General features: G+C 45.3%; 19 protein-coding genes and 1 pseudogene. 10 read left to right on the top strand and 10 right to left on the bottom strand.

Annotated elements, in window-relative coordinates; all coding sequences use genetic code 11:
• Positions 1-180 precede the first annotated feature (180 nt).
• The 7 genes and pseudogenes from QUA70_RS24255 to QUA70_RS24225 form a co-directional block, all read right to left on the bottom strand.
• A complete protein-coding gene (locus QUA70_RS24255; RefSeq protein ID WP_333350442.1) occupies positions 181-1476 on the bottom strand; it encodes a dihydrolipoamide acetyltransferase family protein in 1296 nt (431 codons plus the stop codon).
• A gap of 180 nt (positions 1477-1656) precedes the next feature.
• Positions 1657-2097, bottom strand: coding sequence for a YlqD family protein (locus QUA70_RS24250; RefSeq protein ID WP_006631983.1), 441 nt, complete (start codon positions 2095-2097; stop codon positions 1657-1659).
• A 144-nt stretch (positions 2098-2241) separates the two neighbouring features.
• Complete coding sequence (locus QUA70_RS24245) at positions 2242-4191, bottom strand: long-chain fatty acid--CoA ligase (RefSeq protein ID WP_333350440.1); 1950 nt, start codon at positions 4189-4191, stop codon at positions 2242-2244.
• A 143-nt stretch (positions 4192-4334) separates the two neighbouring features.
• Positions 4335-5024, bottom strand: a complete 690-nt coding sequence (locus tag QUA70_RS24240) for a hypothetical protein (protein ID WP_333350438.1) — start codon at positions 5022-5024, stop codon at positions 4335-4337.
• Positions 5024-6148: an AAA family ATPase gene (locus tag QUA70_RS24235; protein ID WP_333334305.1), complete on the bottom strand. Its 1125-nt coding sequence runs from the start codon at positions 6146-6148 to the stop codon at positions 5024-5026. The genes QUA70_RS24240 and QUA70_RS24235 overlap by 1 nt, the downstream gene beginning before the upstream one ends.
• Positions 6149-6398: 250 nt before the next feature.
• Positions 6399-7361 carry a hypothetical protein gene (locus tag QUA70_RS24230; protein WP_333350437.1) on the bottom strand — a complete coding sequence of 321 codons (963 nt, stop codon included), beginning with the start codon at positions 7359-7361 and terminating at the stop codon, positions 6399-6401.
• Between the two features lie 269 nt (positions 7362-7630).
• Positions 7631-7879: pseudogene (locus tag QUA70_RS24225) on the bottom strand (DEAD/DEAH box helicase); the annotation flags it as partial.
• A gap of 750 nt (positions 7880-8629) precedes the next feature.
• On the opposite strand from QUA70_RS24225, the gene QUA70_RS24220 reads away from it, so the two are divergent.
• The 5 genes from QUA70_RS24220 to QUA70_RS24200 all read left to right on the top strand — a co-directional run bounded on the left by QUA70_RS24220 (position 8630) and on the right by QUA70_RS24200 (position 15708).
• The gene (locus tag QUA70_RS24220; RefSeq protein WP_333350435.1) at positions 8630-11776 is read left to right on the top strand and encodes a peptidase domain-containing ABC transporter; all 3147 of its coding nucleotides are present in this window, start codon (positions 8630-8632) and stop codon (positions 11774-11776) included.
• Positions 11777-12098: 322 nt separating this feature from the next.
• Positions 12099-13901, top strand: a complete 1803-nt coding sequence (locus QUA70_RS24215) for an HlyD family efflux transporter periplasmic adaptor subunit (protein ID WP_333350433.1) — start codon at positions 12099-12101, stop codon at positions 13899-13901.
• Between the two features lie 101 nt (positions 13902-14002).
• Positions 14003-14464 (top strand): HetP family heterocyst commitment protein, encoded by a 462-nt coding sequence (locus QUA70_RS24210; RefSeq protein ID WP_333350431.1) that lies wholly within the window; start codon positions 14003-14005, stop codon positions 14462-14464.
• 404 nt (positions 14465-14868) lie between these two features.
• Positions 14869-15144: a hypothetical protein gene (locus QUA70_RS24205; protein WP_333350429.1), complete on the top strand. Its 276-nt coding sequence runs from the start codon at positions 14869-14871 to the stop codon at positions 15142-15144.
• A gap of 318 nt (positions 15145-15462) precedes the next feature.
• Complete coding sequence (locus tag QUA70_RS24200) at positions 15463-15708, top strand: hypothetical protein (RefSeq protein ID WP_333410701.1); 246 nt, start codon at positions 15463-15465, stop codon at positions 15706-15708.
• A 153-nt stretch (positions 15709-15861) separates the two neighbouring features.
• Here QUA70_RS24200 and QUA70_RS24195 read toward each other — a convergent pair whose 3' ends face one another.
• Positions 15862-16077 carry a hypothetical protein gene (locus QUA70_RS24195; protein ID WP_333350428.1) on the bottom strand — a complete coding sequence of 72 codons (216 nt, stop codon included), beginning with the start codon at positions 16075-16077 and terminating at the stop codon, positions 15862-15864.
• A gap of 542 nt (positions 16078-16619) precedes the next feature.
• Between QUA70_RS24195 and QUA70_RS24190 the strand changes: the two genes are divergently transcribed.
• Together QUA70_RS24190 and QUA70_RS24185 are read left to right on the top strand one after the other, a co-directional pair.
• Positions 16620-17624 (top strand): calcium-binding protein, encoded by a 1005-nt coding sequence (locus tag QUA70_RS24190; protein ID WP_333350427.1) that lies wholly within the window; start codon positions 16620-16622, stop codon positions 17622-17624.
• An 84-nt stretch (positions 17625-17708) separates the two neighbouring features.
• Positions 17709-18449, top strand: coding sequence for a peptidylprolyl isomerase (locus tag QUA70_RS24185; protein ID WP_333350425.1), 741 nt, complete (start codon positions 17709-17711; stop codon positions 18447-18449).
• A 609-nt stretch (positions 18450-19058) separates the two neighbouring features.
• Here the strand turns inward: QUA70_RS24185 and recQ are convergent.
• Complete coding sequence (gene recQ, locus QUA70_RS24180; RefSeq protein ID WP_333350423.1) at positions 19059-21254, bottom strand: DNA helicase RecQ; 2196 nt, start codon at positions 21252-21254, stop codon at positions 19059-19061.
• Between the two features lie 97 nt (positions 21255-21351).
• Between recQ and QUA70_RS24175 the strand changes: the two genes are divergently transcribed.
• A complete protein-coding gene (locus QUA70_RS24175; protein ID WP_190738299.1) occupies positions 21352-21636 on the top strand; it encodes a DUF427 domain-containing protein in 285 nt (94 codons plus the stop codon).
• Positions 21637-21704: 68 nt separating this feature from the next.
• Here the strand turns inward: QUA70_RS24175 and QUA70_RS24170 are convergent, their stop codons facing one another.
• The gene (locus QUA70_RS24170) at positions 21705-22370 is read right to left on the bottom strand and encodes an L-threonylcarbamoyladenylate synthase (protein ID WP_333334281.1); all 666 of its coding nucleotides are present in this window, start codon (positions 22368-22370) and stop codon (positions 21705-21707) included.
• Between the two features lie 75 nt (positions 22371-22445).
• On the opposite strand from QUA70_RS24170, the gene larC reads away from it, so the two are divergent.
• Together larC and QUA70_RS24160 are read left to right on the top strand one after the other, a co-directional pair.
• Positions 22446-23891 (top strand): nickel pincer cofactor biosynthesis protein LarC, encoded by a 1446-nt coding sequence (gene larC, locus QUA70_RS24165; RefSeq protein ID WP_333350422.1) that lies wholly within the window; start codon positions 22446-22448, stop codon positions 23889-23891.
• Positions 23892-24142: 251 nt separating this feature from the next.
• Positions 24143-24469, top strand: a complete 327-nt coding sequence (locus QUA70_RS24160; RefSeq protein WP_333350420.1) for a Uma2 family endonuclease — start codon at positions 24143-24145, stop codon at positions 24467-24469.
• The last annotated feature ends 60 nt before the right edge of the window (positions 24470-24529 follow it).

The following is a 24529-nucleotide window of genomic DNA, read 5'->3' as shown; positions in this document are numbered from 1 at the left end:
TTAATAATTAAATGGGGTCGCAAAATCAAAAATAAGGGCAATGCTTGTATCACAGTTTAAATGTGCAACAGCTTATTAGCTGTTAAAAGCTTTCCATATTAGCTCCTTTAACATAGTTGATGGCAAGCCATTGACTGTCAACCGTCAACAGTCAACAGCCAACAGTCAACAGCCAACTAATTAAAGCGTCAAAGATTGAGGATTTGTCTCAATCAATTTAGCTAAATCTTGCAAGAAAGATGCAGCATCAGCACCGTAAATAATCCGGTGATCGCAAGTAATATTCACCTGCATTTGGCGCTTCACTCCCATCAAACCATCCTCGTTTGCCACTACTTGTGGCCGCGAAGAACCGATCGCCAAAATCGAGCCTTGATTCGGCGGCAAAATGGCGTCAAACTTGTCTACTCCAAACATTCCCAAATTGGAAAGAGTAAAAGTTCCCGTGCTGTATTCATCCGGCTTCAACTGCTTGGTGCGGGCGCGATCGACTAAATCCTTCCAAGTGCGGGAGAGCGAATAAATATCGAGGCGATCGGCATTTTGCAACACCGGCGTAATCAAACCGCCGCCATCCATCGCCACCGCTACCGCCACATTAATATCAGCGCGGTATTGAATCCCCGACTCCACATAACAAGCATTCAGCAGAGGATGTTTTTGTAAAGTTACTGCTACAGCCTTCGCCAGCATAGCCGTCATCGTGACGCCCTTGGACTTAATTTGTTTGTAGAGTTTGTCGAGATTATCAGTAGTAATTGTGTAACCGACGCGGAAAGACGGCACGCTCAAACTTGCTTCCATATTCCGCACCACCGCATTTTGCAGCGCGTTCATCGGTACTCTTTGACCAGAAAGTGCCACCGCGGGGACTGGTGCGGGGGCGGGTTTGGCTGCTGCGGGGGCTGGTGCTGCGGGTGCAGGTGCGGGTGCTGCGGGGACTGTTACCGGTTGCTGAACCGGAGCGGGTTGGGCTTTGCCGACGGCTGCTTCCACATCCTCTGCGACAATGCGGCCATTGGGCCCGCTGCCTTTGAGAGAATTCAAATCTACTTTAAATTCTTTGGCTAACTTGCGAGCGCGGGGAGAAACGACACTGCGGCCGTTTTGGCGGCTGACATTTTGCTGCAAACCCGCTGATGCTGTAGGTGCGCTGACAGGAGCGGGGCTGGGAGCGGGGGCTGCTGCTGCGCTTGGGGCGGCGGCTCCTTGCTGCTGAGCTGTGGCGATTTCGGCTTCCGTTTCTGCTACCAGGGCGATTGCCGCTCCCACCGGAGCAACTTCGCCCGCAGGTACGATAATTATTGCTAAATAACCTTCGTAGAAAGACTCCACGTCCATGTCGGCTTTGTCGGATTCAACGACTACCACCGTTTCGCCTTTTTCTACTTTGTCTCCGGCGGATTTGACCCAGGAAACAATTTTGCCCTCTGTCATTGTCGAACTCAGGGCTGGCATGAAAACTTCGCGAATCATCTGTAAAAAGTCCTTGTGTGTTGGTAATAGGTAATAGGTAATCGGTATTTGGCAATTGATAATTGGCGATCGGCCACCGGCAATACTTATTATTATGCCAGTCTCTCGCATTCTTGATGTGTGACTGTTGACTCTAAATCAATTGCCAATTACCGATCGCCAATTACCACTTACCACTTTCTAAATATCACCTCGAATTTCTTCGACTATGCCGTCTCGGAGGAGAATTTCTACTTGCATTTTTTGAATCAAGTTTTCTCCCAGCCCGACAGTGAATGTGCCGTCAATTTGACCTTGACTCACTTCTTGTTCTAGGTCTAGCACCTGCACTTGCTGAAGCTGTTGCAGGTTTTGGTTTTTCTGTTCTAGCAGTTCGCTTTTTCTTTGATTCACCTGCACTTGAATGTTTTCTATTTGCTGCATTACTTGCGGGCCTGGGGGCTGCAGATTTTGCTTTTGGATTTCTGAAACCATCCGCTGCCCTTGCATTTCGAGCTGTTGTAGCTGAGAGTCTATTTGGTTGATTTGGGCTTGGAGTTGCTGTTGAGCTTCTTCTTTCCAGCGGGGAGTAACGACGACTTTAACGTTAATCGATCGCTTCAAGAGTAATTGTGGTTCCATAAAGTTGTTGCTTGTCAATTGGGAATTAGGCATTAGTCATTAGTTGGTAAACCTGAACTAAGGACTGAGGACTGAGGACTCGGACTTGGGACTTGGGTGTTGGGATAATTTTTTCTTTTCCATTCCCCAAGTCCTGCGAATATTTCAAAACATCCCGTCAATCATATCGCGGTAGTGTTGCGTCACAACCGGGCGCTTAATTTTCAGGGTCTGGGTCAACATTCCATTTTCCATCGAAAATGGCTCCTGAATCAACCGGAACGGGCCGATGCGATCGTCCGCGCGGTATCCAGGGCGATTTTGCACCTCTCGGTTCAATTCTTTGCGGAATAAATCTTGAATTATCTTGCTATTCCAGTCAATTTCGTGTAAAGGGGGAGTCTGAGTTTCTGCCCATTTCTGCACGGCTTCTGCATTGGGGACAATTAAGGCACCGACGGATTTCTGGTCTTGACCTACTAGCATAATTTGGTCGATGTAGGGGCTGCGGACGCAGGCGTCTTCTATGGGCTGGGGTTCGATGTTTTCGCCGTTGCTGAGGACGATCGTATCTTTGGCCCGCCCGGTCAAGATTAAGTCATTTCCCGGTGTCAGCCAGCCCAAATCGCCGGTGTCGAACCAGCCTTCGGAGTCGATCGCCTTGGCAGTCGCTTGGGGATTCAGATAATAACCTGCCATGATTTGTGGCCCGCGGCCCAATACCAAGCCGCGCTGGCCTGTGGGCAGTTGCTGTCTGGTTTCTGGGTCTACTATTTTAATTTCCGTATGGGCGATCGGCTGTCCTGCGGAACCTTTAAGATTGTGCCAAGGGCGGCGCACAGTTAAAACCGGCGAAGTTTCGGTTAAACCGTATCCCACTAACAAGCCGATATTCGCTATTTCAAAGAAATTGTCTATATGCGCGGCCAAAGAACCGCCGCCGCTAATCGCCCATTTTAAGCGTCCTCCCGTAGCTTCCCTGACTTTTTTGTAAACCAATTTTTCGGCGAGGGAGTGTACGGGCGCCAACAGAATGCTTTTGATGCGGGCGATTAGTTTTTCGGAAGCAGAAGCCGGTTTCAAACTGAGAGTTAATCCTTGGAAAATGCGGCAGGCTTCTATGTATTGCTGGCTAGAAGATAACAGGAAATTCACCAATTTTTGTTTGTTAGGTGGCTGTTCCCGAAACTGCTTTTGTACAGCCTCGTAAATCGATTCCCAGATGCGCGGAACGCTGACCATGTAATGGGGTTTGCAAGTTTTAAAGTCTTGTTTGAAATAGCGAATATTGGTGTAAATTTGGGTGCATCCTTGGGAAAGTAGGAAGTATTCGACGCTGCGTTCGTAGGCGTGCCAACTGGGCAACATACTGAGGGCGCATTCGCCGGGTTCGGGCTGGAGAATTGTGCCTAAAGTGGTGACTTGGTGCAGCAGGTTGCCGTGAGTCAGCATGACGCCTTTGGGTTTGCCGGTGGTGCCGCTGGTGTAGAGGAGGGTGGCGAGGGTTTGAGGCTTGTGGTTGGTGGGTTTGAGGGGACGGTTGGCCCCTGTGGTCATGACTTGGGAAAATTTGACTGTGCTTAGGGTAGGGCTGGCTTCGGGTTCTTCATCGGAGAGGAGGACGATGAGTTGAATGGGTAAATCGGGGAGGCGGTGTTGCAGTTTTTTCAGTAATGCCAGGTTTTCGACTACCAAGGCGGTGCTGCCGCTGTCTTGGATGATGTACAGGAGTTCTTCGGGATCGGCGGTGGCGCCTCGAACAACGTTCGCGGCCCCAGCCATCATGATACCTTGGTCGGCTATCAGCCAGCGGGGGCTGTTGTCTGCGAAGAGGGCGACGCGGGGAGGGACTGCTTCTTCGGGATTTGGTTCGATGCCGAGGGCTTGGAGGCCGGCGGCGAATTGCTGGATTTGTTGGTAGAGGTCGGTGTAGGTGAGTTTGATTTCGGGTTGGCTGTGGGGGTCGTGGAGGGCGACGGTTTGACCGAATTGTTGTTTGACGATCGCCCAAATTTCGGGTATCGATTGGATGGAACTGTAATCGATCAGGCGGCTGAGGTTAGCGCGATCGCGATCGGTCATTTCAGATGATGTATGGGATGCTGTGCTGTTCATAGTTATTTTTGTGACTTGTGCGAGATTAAAGTGTTTTATCTAAATCTAGTATGAAATGTATCCTAACTGTATCTGCTTGCGTAGGGCCAGTTTGTGAATCTGTCTCTACCTTTTAATTTTTATTTTCTCTTATTTATTGCCTTTTAAGTTGACAATTTTGGTTTAATTTTGTTACAAAAATCGATGAATTGACGGAAAGTAGTCAGTTGTTCTGGCTGAACTTGAATCCTTGCCAATAGCTGTTCCAAATAAAATGGCTTGAGTACATCTCCCGGTCGTTTTTTTGAGTAGGTAATATTTTTAGCTTCAAATAACGCTCTCAAATAAGCTCCGTGAAACTGAGCGTGAGTATTAAAATCTTGATATCTGCCCATATTTTCGGGACAGTTAACTGAAACATCGTAATATTTAGTATAATCTAACAAAAGTTTGTTTTGAGGATTTCGGGCATAAATCTTCCGATTGCCCAACAGCCAACTTTCCAAGCAGCGATTCTGAAATATCAGCACAAGTTCTGTATGGTTTAATTTCATTTTCTGCTCAGTTAAAAACTCATAAATTTCTGTTGTGAGTTCGGCAACAGTATTTTCCTCGGCATCAAGACATACTACAAAATAGTTGTATTTTCCGTTGGAGTTAATTTCGGCGATCGAACGCGGGATAAAATCGTATATTAATGAAGGATATCCTTCACCGCTAATCAAGTAATAATTTTTTTCATTCACATCATCGCAATTATCAACTCGCTGCAATTCCGGTAAAAGATGAGCCAGCCATGCAGGATAAACTTTTCTCTCAGATTGTGTTCCTTCGACCAAAAAATACAGATTCATCAAACTTTAATTCCCTCGCTGTATTCTTCAAGATTAATTAGTTGCATAAAAGCTTGATGCCTCGATTTTCCCAAGTTCAAATCTTTAGCATCTTTCACAGTTACCACCCCACCTTGGCGAGTGACTATTTTCCAGTGTTCCATCCCAATATTATTGATTATGTAGGGATGGTGGCTGGTAAGAATGAATTGGATATTTCTATTTTCCACAATCAAATCTGTCACAACATCAATGCAGTTAATCCCTAAGCTGTTTTCAAATTCATCAATCAGGATTACAGTGCCTTCTGGCGACAAGTATAGTTCGCTAATATGAATGAGAGTTTTCAGCATTCCTGAAGAAATATTGTTTTGGAAAATCCAATCCTTAACACCTTTTTCTTTTATTTGAATAGGGAAACGGGTGAAAGATGGATTTGCGTTATCTTCTAATGCTTCTATTTTAAGATCTTCTACCTGATCGAAAACATCGATAAACTTTGTTTTTATTTGATCGAAAATATCTGGACAATGGCGAGCCATCAAAGCAAGTTTTAGAAGAATTGGCAGATCGCTTTCTTGAAGATTTTCCAAAGCAAAATTATTATTTGAAATTATAGATAGTACCCTTACAGGTATACCATAAATTCCATTTAACAAGCTAGAATTATCGCTATAAATGATTTCCTTCAAAGCCTGCTGGACAGGTGAAATATCTTCTTCTTGATTTAAGATTTCAACTGCACTTTGAAACGGCGATAATTTGGGCGTTATCTCGCCTTTGAATTTAATTTCATTATTGCTTCTTTCTATGATTACATTTCCTTCTCTGGATAGATGTTCTCGCACAATTCTAAATTTATTAATTTCGTCTTCCTCATTAGGAATGATAGCAGGAATTTTTTGCGTTTCAAATTCGCCTTGCCAGCGGTACTCTACATTGTTTACTGTCGAGAATGTAACGTCCCATGCTAAACCGTTTAATGAAGCACCATTAGCTATTCGTTGTAAATTCAAAATTCCTTTCAAAATTTGTGTTTTGCCGACACCAGATACGCCAACTAATAAAGCCAAGTTGGAAAAATATATCGGTTCAAAACGCCACTCTCGTAAATTATCCCAAAAAGCTACTTTTTTAATTCTCATTTTCCCCTCCCCTCAATCATCTGCGTCTATCAGTGTTCATCAACCTGCATCTGCGGTTAAAAAATCCCCTCAAAAACCGATTACCGCCCTATTTCCACCAATTCTACTATATGCCGAGCAAACGAGTACATACATCGATCGCACTTTAACATAGCTGGGTGCTTATGGCGCACCTTACCCCACAATAAAATTGAACTATGAGTGGAACAGGCAAAATGCCTGTTCCTGAAACTTGTGCAATATCTTAGATTTAAGCGACCTGGCGCGGTGCATCAACCCTCGGCGCAGTGCCAAACAAATGTCTGAGATAACTGCGACTGAGTTCGCGGTTCCAGCGCCGCAGACGCACCATCACTCGCGTGAATGTAAAAGTCAATTCCAACACCAAAGAAATCTGTTTGAGACTGAGTGAAGTATTAAACACATCGTTGCCGTGCGTGCGTTCAATCTGATGGTGTTTCAGCAAAGCAATCAGGTTTTTGGTAGAGCCTTTCAGTTGATTGAAATAACTCTGGGAGAATGCCCAGCGGCTGAAACCCCAAAACTTAGCCAAATGATTGATCTCATCCTGTAAAGGCTGGGAAATTGCCTGTTGCAACGCTCCTGTTGAGTGTACCATCAACCATAAATAAACAGAAGTAGCTCCCCACTCGGTACTCAGGCGACTAATCACGTGTTTGTAGGTATCTTGCCAAGCGTCACCTGTGGATTGACAGCCCTTCACAGAGTTCGGTTTAACTTGCAGTTTTTCCCCTGTAAGTTGCTGGTGAATTTTCCTAAATGTCGGGCAATGTTGGCGTTCTTCTTTTTCCCAAACACCTATCTCTAGAATGTTGCCATTGGCATCAAAAATTCCTCCCATAAACCGCGCCATTTGCGGGTAAATATGCTGTAAGTAGCACCAACTTTCTCTACCGTAGCTGCGGATGGGAGCTTCAATTTCTGCCGCACTTGCCAAAATTTGTAAAAAGATTTCTGGCTTGACACCAATAATTTGGTCGCGATTGATTTTTTGCCAATCTATGGGTTCCCAAGGGCGAGGATGCGGGGTGGAAAATTGCTGGGGTAGGTCCGAAAGTCGATCGCTCAAAACTTCCAATGACATATAATGGTCGATGAGCGAGTTAATCCTGGCCCGACTTTGCAAGTAGCGAGGGCTTTGATACTGATTTCCAGCCAAATCAATTGTATACACCTTACCAGTAGCTTTCATTGTTTCTGCCTGTTCCTAACTTTTACAGCTATTGTGCAAAAGGCATTTGGGAAGCCGCAATGAGTAACGTGCAGGCTGCTCAATTACTAGCAGTTGCCTTGACTGAGCCGAACTCAGGTGAAACGGCCTGAAGTAGGGTGAACTAAACAACAGATGATACGGCTAAGATGTGCCGAAAAGTACCCTTCCTCGCATCCCCAAAAGAATTTAACTAGATTTTACGGCGGCAATCGCTGGATTCTGCATAGTTAATTAGTCGCCACAAGTGTCTGGCCTTGCATCACAGCAATTAACGGCGAAATCACCACCGTCAATCCTGGTTTCAACAGTGTCGGTAATTGAAAATACAAAGACTTGCCACTTCCCGTCGGGATGACAATCATCATAGCCAGTTTTTGTAAAGCAGCTTCGACAATTTCCTGCTGCCCCGGGCTCAAAGAATTATAGCCAAAAAAATGTTTGAGAACTTGTTTCAGGGACTGTGGCACAGAAGATGTTGGCGGATTAGACGCTGACATTTGCAGTAGTTGGTTGTTGGATTCTACACTATTCCATGCTTTTGGAGAACAAATACACTGACTGCGATCGCACAAAATTCGTTAAGCAGAGAAACCGATACTTTTAATCGGGGTTTAGACGGATAGTGATGGGTATCGATAGTGATGGGTTTGGGCCCTCACAGAAGTCACCCCCAAATGGAAGGCCGTTATCAACAGCAGAGTTTTCCACTTTACTTTAATTCGTTACATACCCAGATTAGATGGTGAATTCATTGCTTGAATTGCTGCTACAAACTAACAGCCATCAATATTTCTTTACTATGCTCTGGCTCTGGACTTGACAAGCGATCGTCAAAAATTGATGGTTTTTGAACCCTGAATGTCAGTTTCTGTGTAGATCTACGTATACCGGGCACAACATTTGCCTCCCCACCTTCACAGAATCTTCATAATTATCCGTAATAATACGGTATCTTTATAAAGATTAGGTAAAGATTGCCCTTAAAGGTAGCCCCAATCACGATTCTGTAAGTTAAACTGAGAGCCAGCCAAAACCACACTTACGTAATCACCACACAATCCTGAAAAAACGCAATTTTATATATCCTAAAGGCGTTGAAGGGATGCCGTAACTAAGGGGGTGTTAGTCGGACATATCGACCAACAGTTTTTAAGCCAACTAAATTGCAACTAAACCAATAAAAATTGCTCATAACCGGGTTAGTTGTAATTCAAATAAATTGAAACAAATTTTTGACAGGGTAAGTCATGAAAAACAACTTAGGGGTAAAAAATCCCATTTTTAAAACCCGAGAATCATTTGAAAATTTCCCGGCTATTCAGAAAATTTTTGGGGAAATCGGTGGCGAACAGACATTAGTTGCCCAATTAAATACAGCCTGTGAAATTTGCGACTTTCAGCTCGGAGATGAAATCACTCAATATCAAACACCGGATAATAGCCACAATTTAGTTGAACAAGAACAGAGCGATCGCCATTTTTATTTAGTTTGCGAGGGAAGAGTCAGGCTGCTAGCAATAGAAGCCTCTCGACAGCAGGAAATTTCGGCGGTGGTACTGGAAGTCGGAGCAATATTTGGGACAGATAACCGATTTATTGAAAGCGGACTGCCTTACAGGGCAATTGCGGCTGGCACTTGCCAAATCGGTCGAATTGCGGCCACCACAATGCAGCTTATTTTAGAAGAATTCCCGCAACTACAACAGCACTTGCAGCAAGAATTTCAAGAGCGACAGCGGTTAATATTTTTCAAGACACAAACAGATGTGCGATCGCTCCCTCCCCACCAACAACAGCTTCTGTGGCCGCACTTACTTACTTACATAGAAGAAAGCCGAATTCCTGCCGGAGTTTCCGTCGCTGAGCATTGCCAAAACTCCAACAATCATTTTTGGCTCCGCAGCGGTCAAATTCAAGGTCAAGCACCGCCACTTATCGGCAGTAACTGGGAAGATTCAGACGTAAAGAGCGACTGGAGAGCGGTAACAAATCTGCTAATTTACCAGCTTAGCAGCGAACAGTGGGAAATTGCCCAAGCCACAATTAGTTCCGAAAGCAATTCCCGCCCTAAAATCATCCGCAAACCTCCAATTTTAAGCTTAGTAACGCCGCCCCAAGATGCCAGCTCTACCTCAAAAACCGAGCCATCAAAATTAACCGCAGTTGCTCAGAAAAAACCCGCAGCCGGAATCATCAGCTTTCCCAAACCCAAGCAGCGGCGGTGGTTGAGCAGCAGACACCCATTCATTCAACAACAGAGCGCAGCAGATTGTGGAGCTACTTGCTTAGCCATGATTAGCGAGTATTGGGGTAAAAAATTCAGCCTAAATTACTTGCGCGAATTGGCAGAAATCGGCCGCAGCGGCGCGTCGCTCAAGAGTCTGGCAAAAGCCGCGGAAAGGATGGGATTTCAAACCCGTCCCGTGCGAGCTTCTTTAACTCCGCTGCGAAATCAAAATCCCTGGATTGCTCACTGGCAAGGCAATCACTACGTGGCAGTTTACCGCTTTAAAAATCAACAGGTTTTAGTGGCTGATCCGGCTGCCGGCAAGCGGTGGATGAGCATTAAAAGTTTTACCGAAAATTGGACTGGGTACGCCCTAATTTTAGACCCGACAGCGGAACTATACCGCAATCACAGTGCCGAACATCAAGGCATCAAACTTAAAAATTTTGTTGGCATAGTCTGGCCCTACCGCGCTGCGATCGCCCAAATTCTGATCCTCTCCTTGTTGCTCCAATTATTTGGTCTAGTTACTCCCCTATTTACCCAAGTAATTCTCGATAAAGTGGTTGTCAGTAAAAGCGTAGTAACTCTGCACGTTTTTGCGATCGGACTGCTGCTGTTTAGTGTTTGGCGAACGCTGTTGGGTGCAACGAGACAGTATTTGCTGGATTATTTGTCGAACCGCATTGACCTGACTTTAATTAGCGGCTTTATCAGTCACACTCTCAGTTTGCCGATCAAGTTTTTTGAATCTCGTCAGGTGGGTGATATCTTGACGCGGGTTCAGGAAAATCAAAAAATTCAGGCATTTTTGACTCGCCAAGCTATTACGGCTTGGTTGGATGCTTTGATGGCTGTAGTTTACATCGGACTGATGGTTTACTATAACTGGCGTCTGGCTTTGTTGGTGCTGGCGTTGATTCCGCCGATCGTGATTTTGACTTTAGTGGCAACTCCCTTTTTGCGAAAAGTGTCGCGGGAGGTTTTTACCGAAAGTGCCAAGCAAAATTCATCTTTGGTGGAAATGATTACTGGGGTGGCGACGGTTAAGGCAACTGCGGCTGAGCGAGAAATGCGTTGGCGCTGGGAAGACCAATTAACCTGCATGATTAATGCTAAATTTCGCGGGCAGAAGTTGGCTAATTCTTTGCAGGTGATCGGGGGTGGGATTAATACTTTGGGCAGTACGGCTTTACTGTGGTACGGGGCTATGCTGGTGATTCAAGACGAGTTGACGATCGGTCAATTTGTGGCTTTTAATATGATGATTGGGAGCGTGATTTCTCCTGTGCTTTCAGTGGTGGGACTTTGGGATGAGTTTCAAGAAGTGCTCGTTTCGATCGAGCGTTTGGATGATGTATTCTCTGCCCAACCTGAAGAAAGCCCTTACAAGCCAATGCTGGTGCTGCCTCGCATTCAGGGAAACGTCAAGTTTGACAATGTTTCTTTCCGTTATGCTCAGGATGAGGAACGCAATACGCTGCAAAATCTTTGCTTTGAGGTGCAAGCTGGAGAAACGGTGGCAATTGTCGGCCGCAGCGGTTCCGGTAAAAGCACTTTGGTAAAACTGCTGCAAGGTTTCTATTATCCAGAAAAGGGGCGGCTGACCATTGACGGCCACGATATTCGGCACATTTCTTTGCAGTCGCTGCGAGTTCAGTTGGGTGTTGTTCCTCAAGATTGTTTCTTGTTTTCGGGAACGATTTTGGAAAATATTACGCTGTATAAAAACGGAAACGATGCGGCTTCTGCAAGCTTGGAAGAGGCGATAGAAGTGGCGAAGTTGGCAGAAGCTCACGCTTTTATTCAAGATATGCCGCTGGGTTATCAAACTCCTGTGGGGGAAAGGGGAACGAGTTTGTCTGGGGGCCAGCGACAACGAATTGCGATCGCCCGCGCTCTTTTGGGTGATCCCCGGATTTTGGTTTTGGATGAAGCAACTTCTTCGCTGGATACCGAATCTGAGCGCAGGTTTCAGCAAAATCTCGCCCGCATTAGTCGCGATCGCACTTCGTTTATTATCGCTCATCGGTTGTCTACGGTGCGTAATGCCGATCGAATTTTGGTTCTAGACAAAGGCATTTTAGCCGAACAAGGCAACCATGACGAATTGATGGCTGAACGCGGACTTTACTATCACCTCGCTCAGCAACAACTCGATATTTAAGTGATTAGTCATGAGTCATTAGTCATGAGTCATTAGTCATTAGTCATTAGTCATTAGTCATTAGTCATTAGCAACCAACACAAGGCTAAAGATAATTTTCATATCATGTCCGATCGATTAACCCTAATATCCCGGTCGGGCGGGTTTTTAAGATTATCAATTATTGGCAGGTATTGTTGGCTCACGGGCCCCTACAAAAATCGCGGTCGCTCGACCGGACATGATATCACTTACTCCTGACTCATAACTTCTGACTCCTGACTGATAGCTCCTAACAACTGCCAACTGCCAACAGTCAACAGACTAACTTGGAGGAAATACAATGTTTTCACAAGATGAGAAAGAATTAGGGTGCGCTCCTAACGAAATAGGTGAAGTCTATGGAGGCGTAGCTTCTCGGCAAGAAAATGAACCCAGAAAAAAAGACAAATCTTTAGAAGTTGTCGAATCTCAAAATCGCTCCTCTCAAACTAATGACGGTATCAGTATTGCCAAGTTACGGCAGCCTGATGCCAATAATTGGTCTACTTCTTTGCACTCGGTACTCGACCAGCCACCAGTATCTTTTCCCCAGCGGTTGATATTAGGAGGAATGGTGTTTTCCGTAGCTTTTGGAGCGTGGGCAACTTTGGGAAAAATTGACGAGGTTGGTCATGCTCAGGGCAAATTAGTTCCCAAAGGCGCTGTTTACAAAATTCACCCGACGGAGACGGGAAAAATTATTAACCTCGCTATCAAAGAAGGTCAAAAAATCAAAGCTGGACAATTATTGGCCGAATTAGACCCAGCGAATGCCCAGAGCGAGGTGGAGCGTATTGAGAAAATTCTGGACGCTTATCGGATTCAATTGATGCAAGAGATGAGTTCGATCGAGAGAACTCGACTGGAAGTTGAAGCGAGCCAAGCTATTGCTGCTGCGGACCAGCGGGGGGCTGAAGCTGCGATCGCCCGTGCTGGCGCTTCAGCCGCCACAACGCAGTCTCAAATCGAGCAATTGCAAGCAGATTTAGTGTCTCAGCAAGCGCGAAAGCAACAGCTCAAACCTCTGGAAAAGAATGTGCAAGACTTGCTCTCGCAACTGAAAACAGATATTAATTCCCAGCAAGGGCGGCGCGATCAGGTGAAACCGTTGCAACGCAAGACTCAAGAATTGCTCGCGCAATTGCAAGCAAAAGTAGTGGCTCACAAAGAGCGGATCGCGCGTCTCAAACCTTTGGTAGATGAAGGAGCGCTGTCAAAAGACGTATTGTTTCAAGCTGAGGAAGCTCTGCGAGAAAGTGAAAATGCCGTTATTAGAAGCCAGTTGGGAGAGACAACTCAGGCTGACGATCGCGCCTTTGAAGTCGAGCAAACCGTGCGCGACAGACAAAGTGATCAGATTAGGAGTCAACTCTCTGATGCAACTGTAGTTAAGGAAAGGTTGTTTGAAGTCGAGCAAAATTTGCGCGATCGAACTAGCGCCATTTCTAGAACCCAAGGTGAACTAGCCCAACAACTGGCAGAAGTCGATCAACTGCAAGCCGAAGCCGCCAGCAAACAAGCCGCAGCGCGCCAAACGCAGTTAGAAAAAGAGCAAAAAATTCAGCAGTTGGAAATGCAATTAAATCAAGTCAAATCCAAAATTGCCGAAACCCAAACCCTGCTCGATCAAGCAAAAAATAAGCTCAAACAAAGATTTCTTTACGCACCCGTCAGCGGAGTGATTTCCGCACTCAACATTCACAACACGGGCGAAGTAGTTCAACCGGGTCAAACTATTGCAGAAATGACTCCGAATCACGCTCCGCTAGTGCTGGAAGTCAGTTTGCCGAACCGAGAAGCGGGATTTGTCAAAACTGGAATGCCGGTGCAAGTCAAATTCGATGCTTTTCCTTATCAAAATTACGGCGTGATTCCGGGAAAAGTTTTATCTATTTCGCCGGATGCCAAAACCGACGAGCGATTGGGTGTTTTTTACCGGGTGGAAGTGAGTATCGATCGAGACTCAGTGAAAGCCAAAAATCAAACCTGGAAACTCAAAGCTGGCCAAACAGCTACTGCGGAAATTGTCATTCGCCAGCGCAGCATAGCCGACATTTTGCTTGACCCTCTCAAGCAGCTACAAAAGGGCGGCATGAGTTTGTAGAACTTAGTCATTAGTCAGTAGTCAGTAGTCAACCGTCAGTAGTCAACTGTCAACCGTCAACCGTCAACTGTCAACTAATTTACAAAAAACAGGATAAAATAATGACTTCCCAATTCCACCATTCTGCTAATCATCCCCAAGTTGGAATCAAACCCGAACAATTGGATGAGATAATTTCAGCGATTCTGGCAGGAAAGTATTCTTGGGCTTGTTTTTTACTTTTGCGGTGCACGGGTTACAACCCTCTCGACTACATTCCTTACCGTACTTCCAACCGCTTGCTTAAGGAAAACAGTCAAATCAGCAAGTCGAGTAAATCGGAAACTAAGTCTGCATTGGGCAAAATTGCTGATTTAGATCATCTGGAGGTGGTGAGGGACAAACGAGCCGGAGTTCGAGGGGGTTCTGTAACTCAGGCTTTTAGCGAGTTGCACTCAGATACCAGAGGTTTTGGACTGGAAGTCAAGGAAGAGCCATGTCTCTCGACGCCGACGGTTGATGTTCCACATCAGGGCTTTTTGGGGGCATTAAAGACACGTTGGTTGAATTTCGCGGGCGAGTAAATTAGTTGCTCGAAACAAAACCCGATTGCGGGCGTTGGGTGTACCAATGGTTTGGTTGACTCATCGCGGGCGATCGGGTTTTTGAGTATCGAAAATCCGCGCTTTCGATAAATCTGCCAAAATGGCAACCTTAGCGAAATTAATTACTTTATACTCAGAAACCCGATTTTAGCTATTGTGGATTTATACTGCTTTGCGATCGAGTCTAATACAGTTATTCCTCTGTTTCGGCAATGCCCGTCCTACTCAAGTTGATTGAGTAGCCTACCTTTTGCGTTTTCAGTACCTGTCAAAATTAATCTGCCAAAATGGCAACACAGGTCTGATTAGCCTAGCTATATTAAACACAGAACAACCAAAGGTTGCTTCTAGCAAACAACTCACAAGCAAAAAGGATAAAAGCCATGATTATTTCCGATCTGAACTACTTGGAAACTGCTGAAACTTCTGCTGTTGTTGGTGGTATCTTTTTCGGCAACCTCGACTCCTATGTTGATGCCGAACTAAATGTTAAGGAACGCTTTGACGTGCAGAAGCTTTACAAGCAATATGTTGACATCAAGGGCAATCTAGCGACAGCTCAATCTGAAGCTTTTGGGAAAAATACCTCCACCCAAATCTTTACTACTGTTGTAGAAGGTAAGTATTCTGCCTCCACTGGATTTTCGGCTGCTAGCTAGGAGATAACTCCAATTCATCAAATCACGTGGCAATTGGAATAAGTAGGTCGGCAGAAAAAATCATAACTATTTGGTAGTAGGGCTTCAGGCGTCAAGCCCTACAAAAAACTTAATACAGAGACTTTAGGTTTCCTTACATAGTTTGGTTAATTTTCACCGACTTACTTAGGTGATTTATGTAATTGATTACTTCGCTTTTGAAAAAGTCATCAACTACATAAATCTTGTTTTAAATCGAGCCGTAGGCAAATAGCGTCTACGGCTCATAAATTTATGGTTGAGCCAATTTTCTAATCAATAAGAATCGGTGTTAAACTCATGACTGACTGTAAAGTTGTTGTCAAACGCATAGTCTCACCCGATGGTAAAGTTATTGCTGAGGCTAAAAGCGTAGTCGAAGTATCTGGCGATGATCGAGGTGAAATTAGTCAAAGCGTTTCTGTAAAGGTTTCATCTGCTAATAGCTCCAGCAGTAACGCAAAATCCAGTTCTAGTAGTTCTGCATCATCTAGCTCTAGCAGCACTTCATCAACATCTAGTTGCTCTAGTATGTCTTCAATTTAATGAATTTAGTTTGCTAAAAACTTCTCGTGAGGCAGCCAGGAAATATTGCTTAATCATCTCTGACTTAAGTTATTTATTGACCTCTGCGTCACGGGTACGAGCGGGTTCCAGCCGAGGAAAGAGGAGATCGCCCCTACTCGCTCAATCCCAATTCTAATTAGTTCCCCACCATTGAATTGGGTGGTGTTCGATCGCGATCGCCCTGCACCTGCGATGACTCCGCATCCATTCGATCGCGATCGTATTCAAATCGGCTAAATCCGTCGCCTTCCAGGCTGCTGCAAGCCCCTCCAACCGCCGTTTCAAGTCCCCTCCCATCCGCTCAACCACAGTCATCACATTGCTGCCAAACCCCGCTCTGTTAATCACACTTCAGGAACGGGAACAGCGGTGTGTCGATCGAGGCCCAACATCAGCCAGCAAGCGCCCGCCCGGATACAAAGAGTGTAAAAAGTTGAAAAATTGCGTAAGTCTTATAATTTCAAACAAATCTGCCAAATTGGCAACATACCTCTAATTAGTCCAGATATATTGAGGTAAATCGCAATAAAACACGGTTTTTGCTCATCTTTAGCAGTCCGCCCTAATACTTTTTGAGTACGGGCGAGTGCAAGGAACGTGCAGTTTAAATTTATACAAGCCTTTTGAGAGTGATGGTGATGGCTAAATCAAATGCCATTGGCAATCAGTACCGATCGCCCAGATTGGTATTGGTAACAATTTTGTCCCGTCCTATTTTCTGGATGCACCAAGGTTCATTTATTAAAAACATTTCAGTCTTTAGTCTGAAGTCAAAAGCAATTGTTGCACACTCTTTAAAATCCTACATTGGCATTCATTGAGATTCGCAATGTCGGCGCTCGTGCAAGTGATTTTCGTCTTTACATACAGGTAAAAGGAGATAAATCGCGATGCCTCCATTAGATTTATTAGCTCCTGAGCCCTTAAATAATATTGTTGGAAACAGCAATAGTTTAAACACCTTGAATTCGTTGGCGAATAACCTTGGTGGCGGCAGCAGCAGTTCCAGCAAGTCTAGTTCCTTTGTCGATAGCAGCGGTGCAGGCAGTACCAGCAGCGCGACAGCAACTTCCCCGACGGGAAGCAGTACAAGTAGTGAGACTGCTTACGCTGTGGGGGCTACATCTAGCAGTGGCAGCGCGACAGCGAGTGCTTCTACAGTGGCGCCCCCAACTACTAACGCCACAGCGCCAACACCCACAGCGCCAACACCCACACCGTCAAATAATGACGGTTCAACGTTCACCCCCGTGACTGGGGGCACTTCGAGCAATTCAAGTCCTTCTAATTTCTCTCCAGAGAGTACGGGTACTGGCGACGAGAGTACGATCGACAGCAACGGCGACGGATATTGGCTCGGCACCAATGAGAGCGATGTGATTACTGGCGATAGCGGGAGTGATCGAATTTTTGCAGGAAGCGGCGACGATATTGTCACAGGTAACAGAGGTAATGATGCGATCGATGGAGGCGATGGAAACGACACTTTGCGGGGAGGAAAAGGTCAAGATTTGCTGAGTGGTGGCAACGGCGACGATTTTCTTTGCGGCAACTTTGGCAGCGATACATTGATTGGAGGTAGCGGCGCTGATACCTTTGCATTTCAACCCGAAACAGCGAGTGCAGCAGCTAATCTATTGTTAGCCGATCGAGTCGTTGATTTCAATCCCGCTGAAGGCGATCGAATTGGGCTGATAGGGGGAATTGCGGTAAGAGACTTGACACTCGTCGCGTTTGATACTGATGGTAACAGTACGACAGACGCGACTCTGGTCAAGTTTAGTTCAAATAATGGCGATCGAATTTTAGCGGTTGTTTTGGGAACAGTTAACGCAGCGGGTGCAACAACTTTGAGCAATGCTGATTTTATTAGTTTGCCCAATGACATCTTGTAGCTAATCGTTAACCGTTAACCCCAACTACCCCGCAGGAATCGTCGGGGATGAAGTTAATAAATTTATATAGGTTGAAAGAGAAAGATGAAGGACTTTTACGGGCCATTAATTGAATCAAGTGAAATCATTGAACAACTCAGACAAGAGATGCAATTAAAAACATTTAGTCAAAAGGTTTTGCATAAAAAAGTTATTGAGAAAGCAGCCAGGGAACGGGGGTTAACTGTGACTCCCGACGAAATTCAAGCTGTGGGCGACCAACTCCGCCGCGAGAAGCGTTTGGAGAAAGCGGCGGATACGATTGCTTGGCTGGTCGATCAGATGATTTCTGTAGAAGATTTAGAAGCCGGAATTTGCGATCGGCTCCTCAGCCAAAAACTAGCCGAACACTTGTTCAGCAAAGAAGTAGAAAAGATTTTTGTTCAAAACAAATTGCAATTTGATCAAATAATTCTTTATCAAATAATTGTGGCAAACCCGCAGCTTGCTCAGGAACTATTTTATCAAATTCAAGAAGGAGAAATCAGCTTTTTTGAGGCCGCTCACCTTTACGATATTGACGAAAATCGTCGGCATATATGCGGTTGCGAAGGCAAGGTGTATCGGTGGGGTTTAAAACCAGACATAGCCGTCGCCGTATTTAGTGCTAAACCCGGAGAAGTGATTCGTCCAATTGAAACAGAGCTAGGATATCACTTGTTCCTGGTTGAAAAGTTTCTCCCGGCGGAATTAACTCCTGAACGGTATCAAGAAATATTGCACAATCTGTTTAACGAATGGTTGGCTAACGAAGTCAACTATTTGTTGTACACTTCTAAAGTGTAGAAACTTAATTTCTCGCCCTCCCAAACCCTATATATAATTGTGTCACAACCACATACAATGCTAAAATTTAGGGTATTTCAGGGTGGACAGAGAGACCTAATATCGTTTACGGCAACATCAATATTATTCAATCATTGGCGCGGTGCGGGAGTGTAAATAGTCTCATGCGTGTGGATTTAAATATTGCTCCCTCTCTGGCACCTTATTACTTACCTAAAAAGTGGTTATATGAGGTACTTATAGCTCAATAATGTTCAGTTAAAAAGGTAATTTATCGCCCTCGCCACTCACTAAAATTGAGAAGTGAAGAAAGTCTCGGCGATTGCTTCGGGATTGCTTCGTACCCTCGCAACTGCGCGAAGAATAGCGAACAATGAGACGCTTAGCTACCCCAAGCTTACTGACTTATAGCGCTCTTAAAATTACTTTGGAAATTTGAGTTTTACCAACCCCATATACGCCAGCCAGCAAAGCCAAATGGAAAAAATATATCGGTTAAAAACGCCCATCTAATATATTATCCTCAAAAGCTACTTTTGTAAGTCTCACTTTTCCTTCCTATCTATTAATTATCTGCGTCCATCAGCGTTCATCTGCATACATCTGCGGTTAAAAACCTACATAATTTTGTCGCCACCAAGCGCGCACAAACTTAATTTCCTCAAACGTATAACGTTCTTCTAAAAAATCATAAATTGCTCTCAGTTTTTCATCCCCCATAACTTCAAGAGCGTACACTATCGCCTGCTGGCGTTCCGATTCAACCAATAAATTTATATCAACTTCCCTGCCCATTTCCATCAATTCTATCAGATGCCCAGAAATAGTATTAGGACTCATACCCCGTGCATTGGCTATTCCTTGAACTGTCAAACCTTGTCGGTATAATTCCCAGGTTTGCATCTGCGAATAAGACGCAACGTTGGAAAGATTGGGAAGATTAGCGACATCAGAAGATGCAGCTCCACTTGGCAATCCTTGTTCTTGGCAAAAAGCGCGAATCGCCTCCAAGAAAACTTTACCGTACTTATCTCGCTTGTTGCTACCAACGCCGTAAACCTCCTCGAATTCGGTGAGATTTTGCGGGCGTTTTTCTGCCATATCTCGCAAGCTTTTATCGGCAAAAACTACGTAAGGTGGCACAAATTGTTCGTCGGCAATTTGCTTGCGTAGCGTCCGCAGTATGGTAAATAAAGCTTCTACTTCTACTGCCAAAGACCGAACTTTTCCCTGTACTTCTCGCTGGGGTTCAATGGCGATTTCAACTGTGCGCTGACGTTTCATAATTTCCCAACTTTTTTCATTCAGTTTCAAAATAGGAAATCCGTCTGTTTTTTCGTCTAACAAACCTTTATTTAACAGGGTTCGACTCAATTTTTTCCATTCGTCAGCACTTCTATCTTTGCCAATTCCGTAAGTAGAAAGTTGGTGGTGCTGGTATTGCAATATTTTTTGATTTTTTGAACCGCGCAGCACGTCAATAATATGATTCATGCCGAATTTTTCTTGGCATCGGGCGACGCAAGAAAGAAATTTCATTGCCTCAATCGTCCAATCTTCTACTGGTTTTTGGTTGCAACAGTTATCGCAAGTCCCGCAGTTTCCGGGGAATGAATCGCCAAAATAACTTAACTGGATTGTGCGACGGCAATCGGTAGATTCTGCATAGTTGATTACTCGACGCAACTGTTGGCGGGCAATTCGTTGTTCTTGCGGATCGGGTTTTTGCTCGATGATGTAGTCGATGGTTTTGACATCGCCGTAGCCGAAAAATAAGCTGCAATGGGCGGGTTCGTTGTCTCGGCCTGCGCGACCGGATTCTTGATAGTATCCTTCGAGATTCTTGGGTAAGTCATAGTGAATTACAAACCGCACGTCTGGTTTATTAATGCCCATACCGAAGGCTATTGTGGCTACCATTACTTGCACGTCGTCCCGAATGAAGCGCGTTTGATTGGTGGCGCGATCGACATCGTTCATGCCGGCGTGGTAGGGTAAGGCTTGGATGCCGCTTTGTTGCAATTTATAGGCAACTTCGTCAACTTTTTTGCGGCTGAGGCAATAGATAATTCCCGAACCGCCTTTTTTTTGGATAATTTGCAAAACTTCGGCAAAACTGTGCTTGGTTTTGGGGCGAACTTCGTAGTATAAATTGGGGCGGTTGAAGCTGGCGACGTGGATGTAGGGATTTCGCAGAGTTAGCTGCTGGATGATGTCTTGGCGGACGCGCTCGGTGGCGGTGGCGGTTAGTCCCATAATAGGAATGTCGGGATATCGATCGCGCACTCGTTGCATTTGCCTGTATTCTGGTCGAAAGTCGTGCCCCCATTCCGAAACGCAGTGGGCTTCGTCGATCGCAAATGCCGAAATTCCTAACTTATTTGCTACTATATCTAAAAACGGTAAAAATCTCTCACCGAGCAAGCGTTCGGGTGCAACGTAGAGCAATTTAATCTTACCTTCGAGAATTGCTGTTTCGCGCGATCGGGTTTCCTGAGAGCTCAAAGTGCTGTTGAGAAAAGTCGCCCCAATTCCATTATCCTGCAAAGCTTCCACCTGGTCTTGCATTAGAGCAATTAACGGCGACACAACCACTGTCAATCCCGGTTTCAACAGTGCCGGTAATTGAAAACACAAAGACTTGCCACCGCCCGTCGGCATGACAATCATCATATCCCGTTTTTGTAAAGCAGCTTCGACAATTTCCTGCTGCCCCGGGCGGAAAGAGTCATAGCCAAAAAAATGTTTAAGAGCTTGTTCCAGGGACAGTGGCACAGAAGATATTGGCGGATGAGACGCTGACATTTGCAGTAGTTGGTTGTTGGCTTCTCAACTATTCTATGCCTTTTGAGCACAAATACAGTTACAATAATTGAGAATCTCAATTTAAGCAGAAAAACTGATGCCGAAAGCAATTTGGAATGGTGCCGTTTTGGCAGAGAGCGACAAGTGCGAAATAGTAGACAACAACTATTATTTCCCCGCCGATGCCATCAACCGTGAGTATTTCAAGGATAGCAGCACTCACACTACTTGCGGTTGGAAAGGTGTTGCTAGTTACTACAGTGTCGAAGTCGGCGGACAAGTTAATAAAGATGCTGCGTGGTACTATCCTACTCCAAAAGATGCTGCTAAAAATATTGCCGGATATATTGCTTTTTGGAAAGGAGTTAAGGTAGAGGCTTAAAGCAGTTTTGAAATAAAAAATGGGGCTGGCTTTGGGCAACTTTAGTGCTTAACCGGCCCCTTATAAATTTAATCTTTTTCCCAAACGGCGACTGCTTCCCATCCCAAACCGCGGCGAACAACAATCGGTTCGCTTTCGGTCAAATCGAGAATGGTAGAAACTTGATATCCCGGATCGGAACCGTCATCCACAATGACATCTACTAACTTTGAAAAACAGTCAAAAAGTTCAGCTTTGCCAAAGCTTTCTGCTTTTGCTGCCGGCACCGGTGCTGCACCTTCATCGTCCGTGGTAATGTGAGCAGAGGTTGAAATAATTGGATTTCCCAAGGCTTCCAACAGTGTAAAACAAAGCCGCTGGTCGGGAACGCGAATTCCAGTGGTTTTCCGTTTTGGGTTCATTACCAACCGTGGCACTAACTTGGTAGCTGGCAGCAGAAATGTATAAGGCCCCGGTATTAACCGCTTGATAATTCTGTATGCTTCATCGCTGACGGCAGCATAGTCGGTGATATTTGACAGAGAAGAACACAGGAACGTTAAAGGCTTATCATTGGAGAGTTGCTTGATCTGCCTGACTCGTTCTACTGCAGACTTGGAGTTGAGATCGCAGCCGATCGCGTAAACTGTATCTGTCGGATAAAGCATCACGGCCCCATCTTTTAGAGCTTTTGTAATCTTCTCGATCCGGTCTCTTTGGGGTGCAACTGGATGCACTTCGTAAATAGTTGCCATGTTAAGATATTGCAGGCTAAGTGGGCGATCGAAATATCGAGTGAAACAATCAATACTGAAAATTAATTGTTAACAATGAATAAAATAGCTTATTTTGACTGTCCAACCGGCATTGCTGGCGATATGTGCATCGGAGCTCTCGTCCACGCTGGCGTTCCTTTAGAATACCTAATCGAAAAACTCAATTTGCTCGGCATTTCGACAGAGTACCAGTTGCGGACGGAATTAGTCCACCGGAATACTCAACAAGCAACTAAATTTTATGTCGATTTAAGCGCCGATTTGTCGTTAAAACCAGAAAATCCCGCTACAGAACTCGATCCATCGGAAACGGAATCCCCGACTTTTGATGCCCGCCATCACCATCATCACGGGGAAGAACATTCTCACAGTCACGGCGAAGCAGATGCCGAAATTAGCCACACTCATCACCGCAATTTGCCAGAAATTGAGCAAATCATCGTCTCTGCAAAATTGCCACCGCGCGTGGAAGCCTGGACTTTGGCCGTATTTGGCAAATTAGCAGAGGCAGAAGGTGCCGTACACGGTATCCCCGCAAGCGAGGTTCACTTTCACGAGGTGGGGGCGACGGATGCAATTATTGATATTGTCGCTACTTGTTTGGGTTTGGATTGGTTGGATATTGATGAATTTTACTTTTCGGCGATGCCGACTGGTGCAGGTACGGTGAAGGCGGCCCACGGTAAGTTAGCGGTGCCGACGCCGGCGGTGATGCGGTTGTGGGAAACGCACCGAGTGCCGGTTTATAGCAATGGGATCGATCGCGAATTGTGCACTCCTACGGGAACTGCGATCGCCTGTACTCTCGCCTCTGCTTTCGGCCCGCCACCGCCGATGCAAATTCAGGCGATCGGTTTGGGTGCAGGTTCTCGAATGCTGGCAATTCCTAATATTTTGCGCCTCTGGATTGGGGAGAAGGAAGAAGGAAGTTCGGCAACGGATTCTGTAACGGATGTAACGGATGTAACGGATGTCAGAAAGAGGGAAGAAGGAAGAGGGAAGTTTTTAAACAATACTCAATTCCCAATTACGGATTCCCAATTACCGATTACCAATTCCATAGAAACTATTACGGTGTTGGAAACGCAAATTGATGATTTAAGTCCGCAGGCGATCGGCTATGTTTTTGATGCTTTGTTTGCCGCCGGAGCTCTGGATGTTTTCACTGCCCCAATTGTGATGAAAAAGTCGCGGCTGGGGGTTTTGTTAACTGCGATTTGTCATCCCGAATTTGGGGATGCTTGCGAAGCAGTTATTTTTCGCGAGACTACTACTCTGGGAATTAGGCGATCGACTCAACAAAGAACTATTTTACACCGAGAAATCCAGACAGTTAAAACAGAATACGGCGAAGTCAAGATAAAAGTTGCGAAGTCTGGCCAAACGATTACTAATGTGCAGCCGGAATACGAAGATTGCGCGGAAATTGCCCGAATTAAAAATATTAGCTGGCGGGAAGTTCACCGCTTGGCGCTGCAAAGTTGGTACGATCGCACTTAATCAATTACAGTGACTTACAAGAGGAATTTATTCCCTGACGGGCTGAGAAACCGTCAGACTCAGCAGGCTTGAGGAATATCTAAATCAGAGGAATCAACACCTCTGATATCATGTCCGGTCGATTACCCCTAATACGATAGGGGCGGGTTCACGAAAAATATCTGCCAATAATTGACAATCTCAAAAACCCGCCCTTTTAATCGCTTTTTCTTCGAGCTATTCTAGAAACATACTTCATTCTCGATCGCATTATGGTTGCCTTACCCGATCGCCCATCGATGAGTGCAGAAGAATACCTGGCTTGGGAACCCACCCAAGAGGAACGCTACGAGTATTGGGATGGCGAAGTAGTCGCGATAGGAGGCGAAACCCGCAATCACAATCGAATTTCAGGAAATTTCTTCAGAATCCTAGATGATGCCCTTGTTGATCGCCCTTGCGAGGTGTACATCGCGGATGTCAAAGTCCAAGTGGAACCAGGGCAAAAGTATTTTTATCCTGATGTTGTGGTAACTTGCGACGAGCATGATAACCATCCGCAATTAGTGCAATTTCCTTCCTTAATTAGGGCTTGCTGAATAAGCCTAAAACCCTTACCTCAAAAGACTTTGACTCGCGTTCGGCGTTGACAACGTGTA

This window comes from Microcoleus sp. LAD1_D5, from assembly GCF_036702115.1.
Lineage (GTDB): Bacteria > Cyanobacteriota > Cyanobacteriia > Cyanobacteriales > Microcoleaceae > Microcoleus.
The sequence above is the reverse complement of the archived record's forward strand: the minus strand, read 5'-3'. Positions and strand labels throughout refer to the sequence as shown.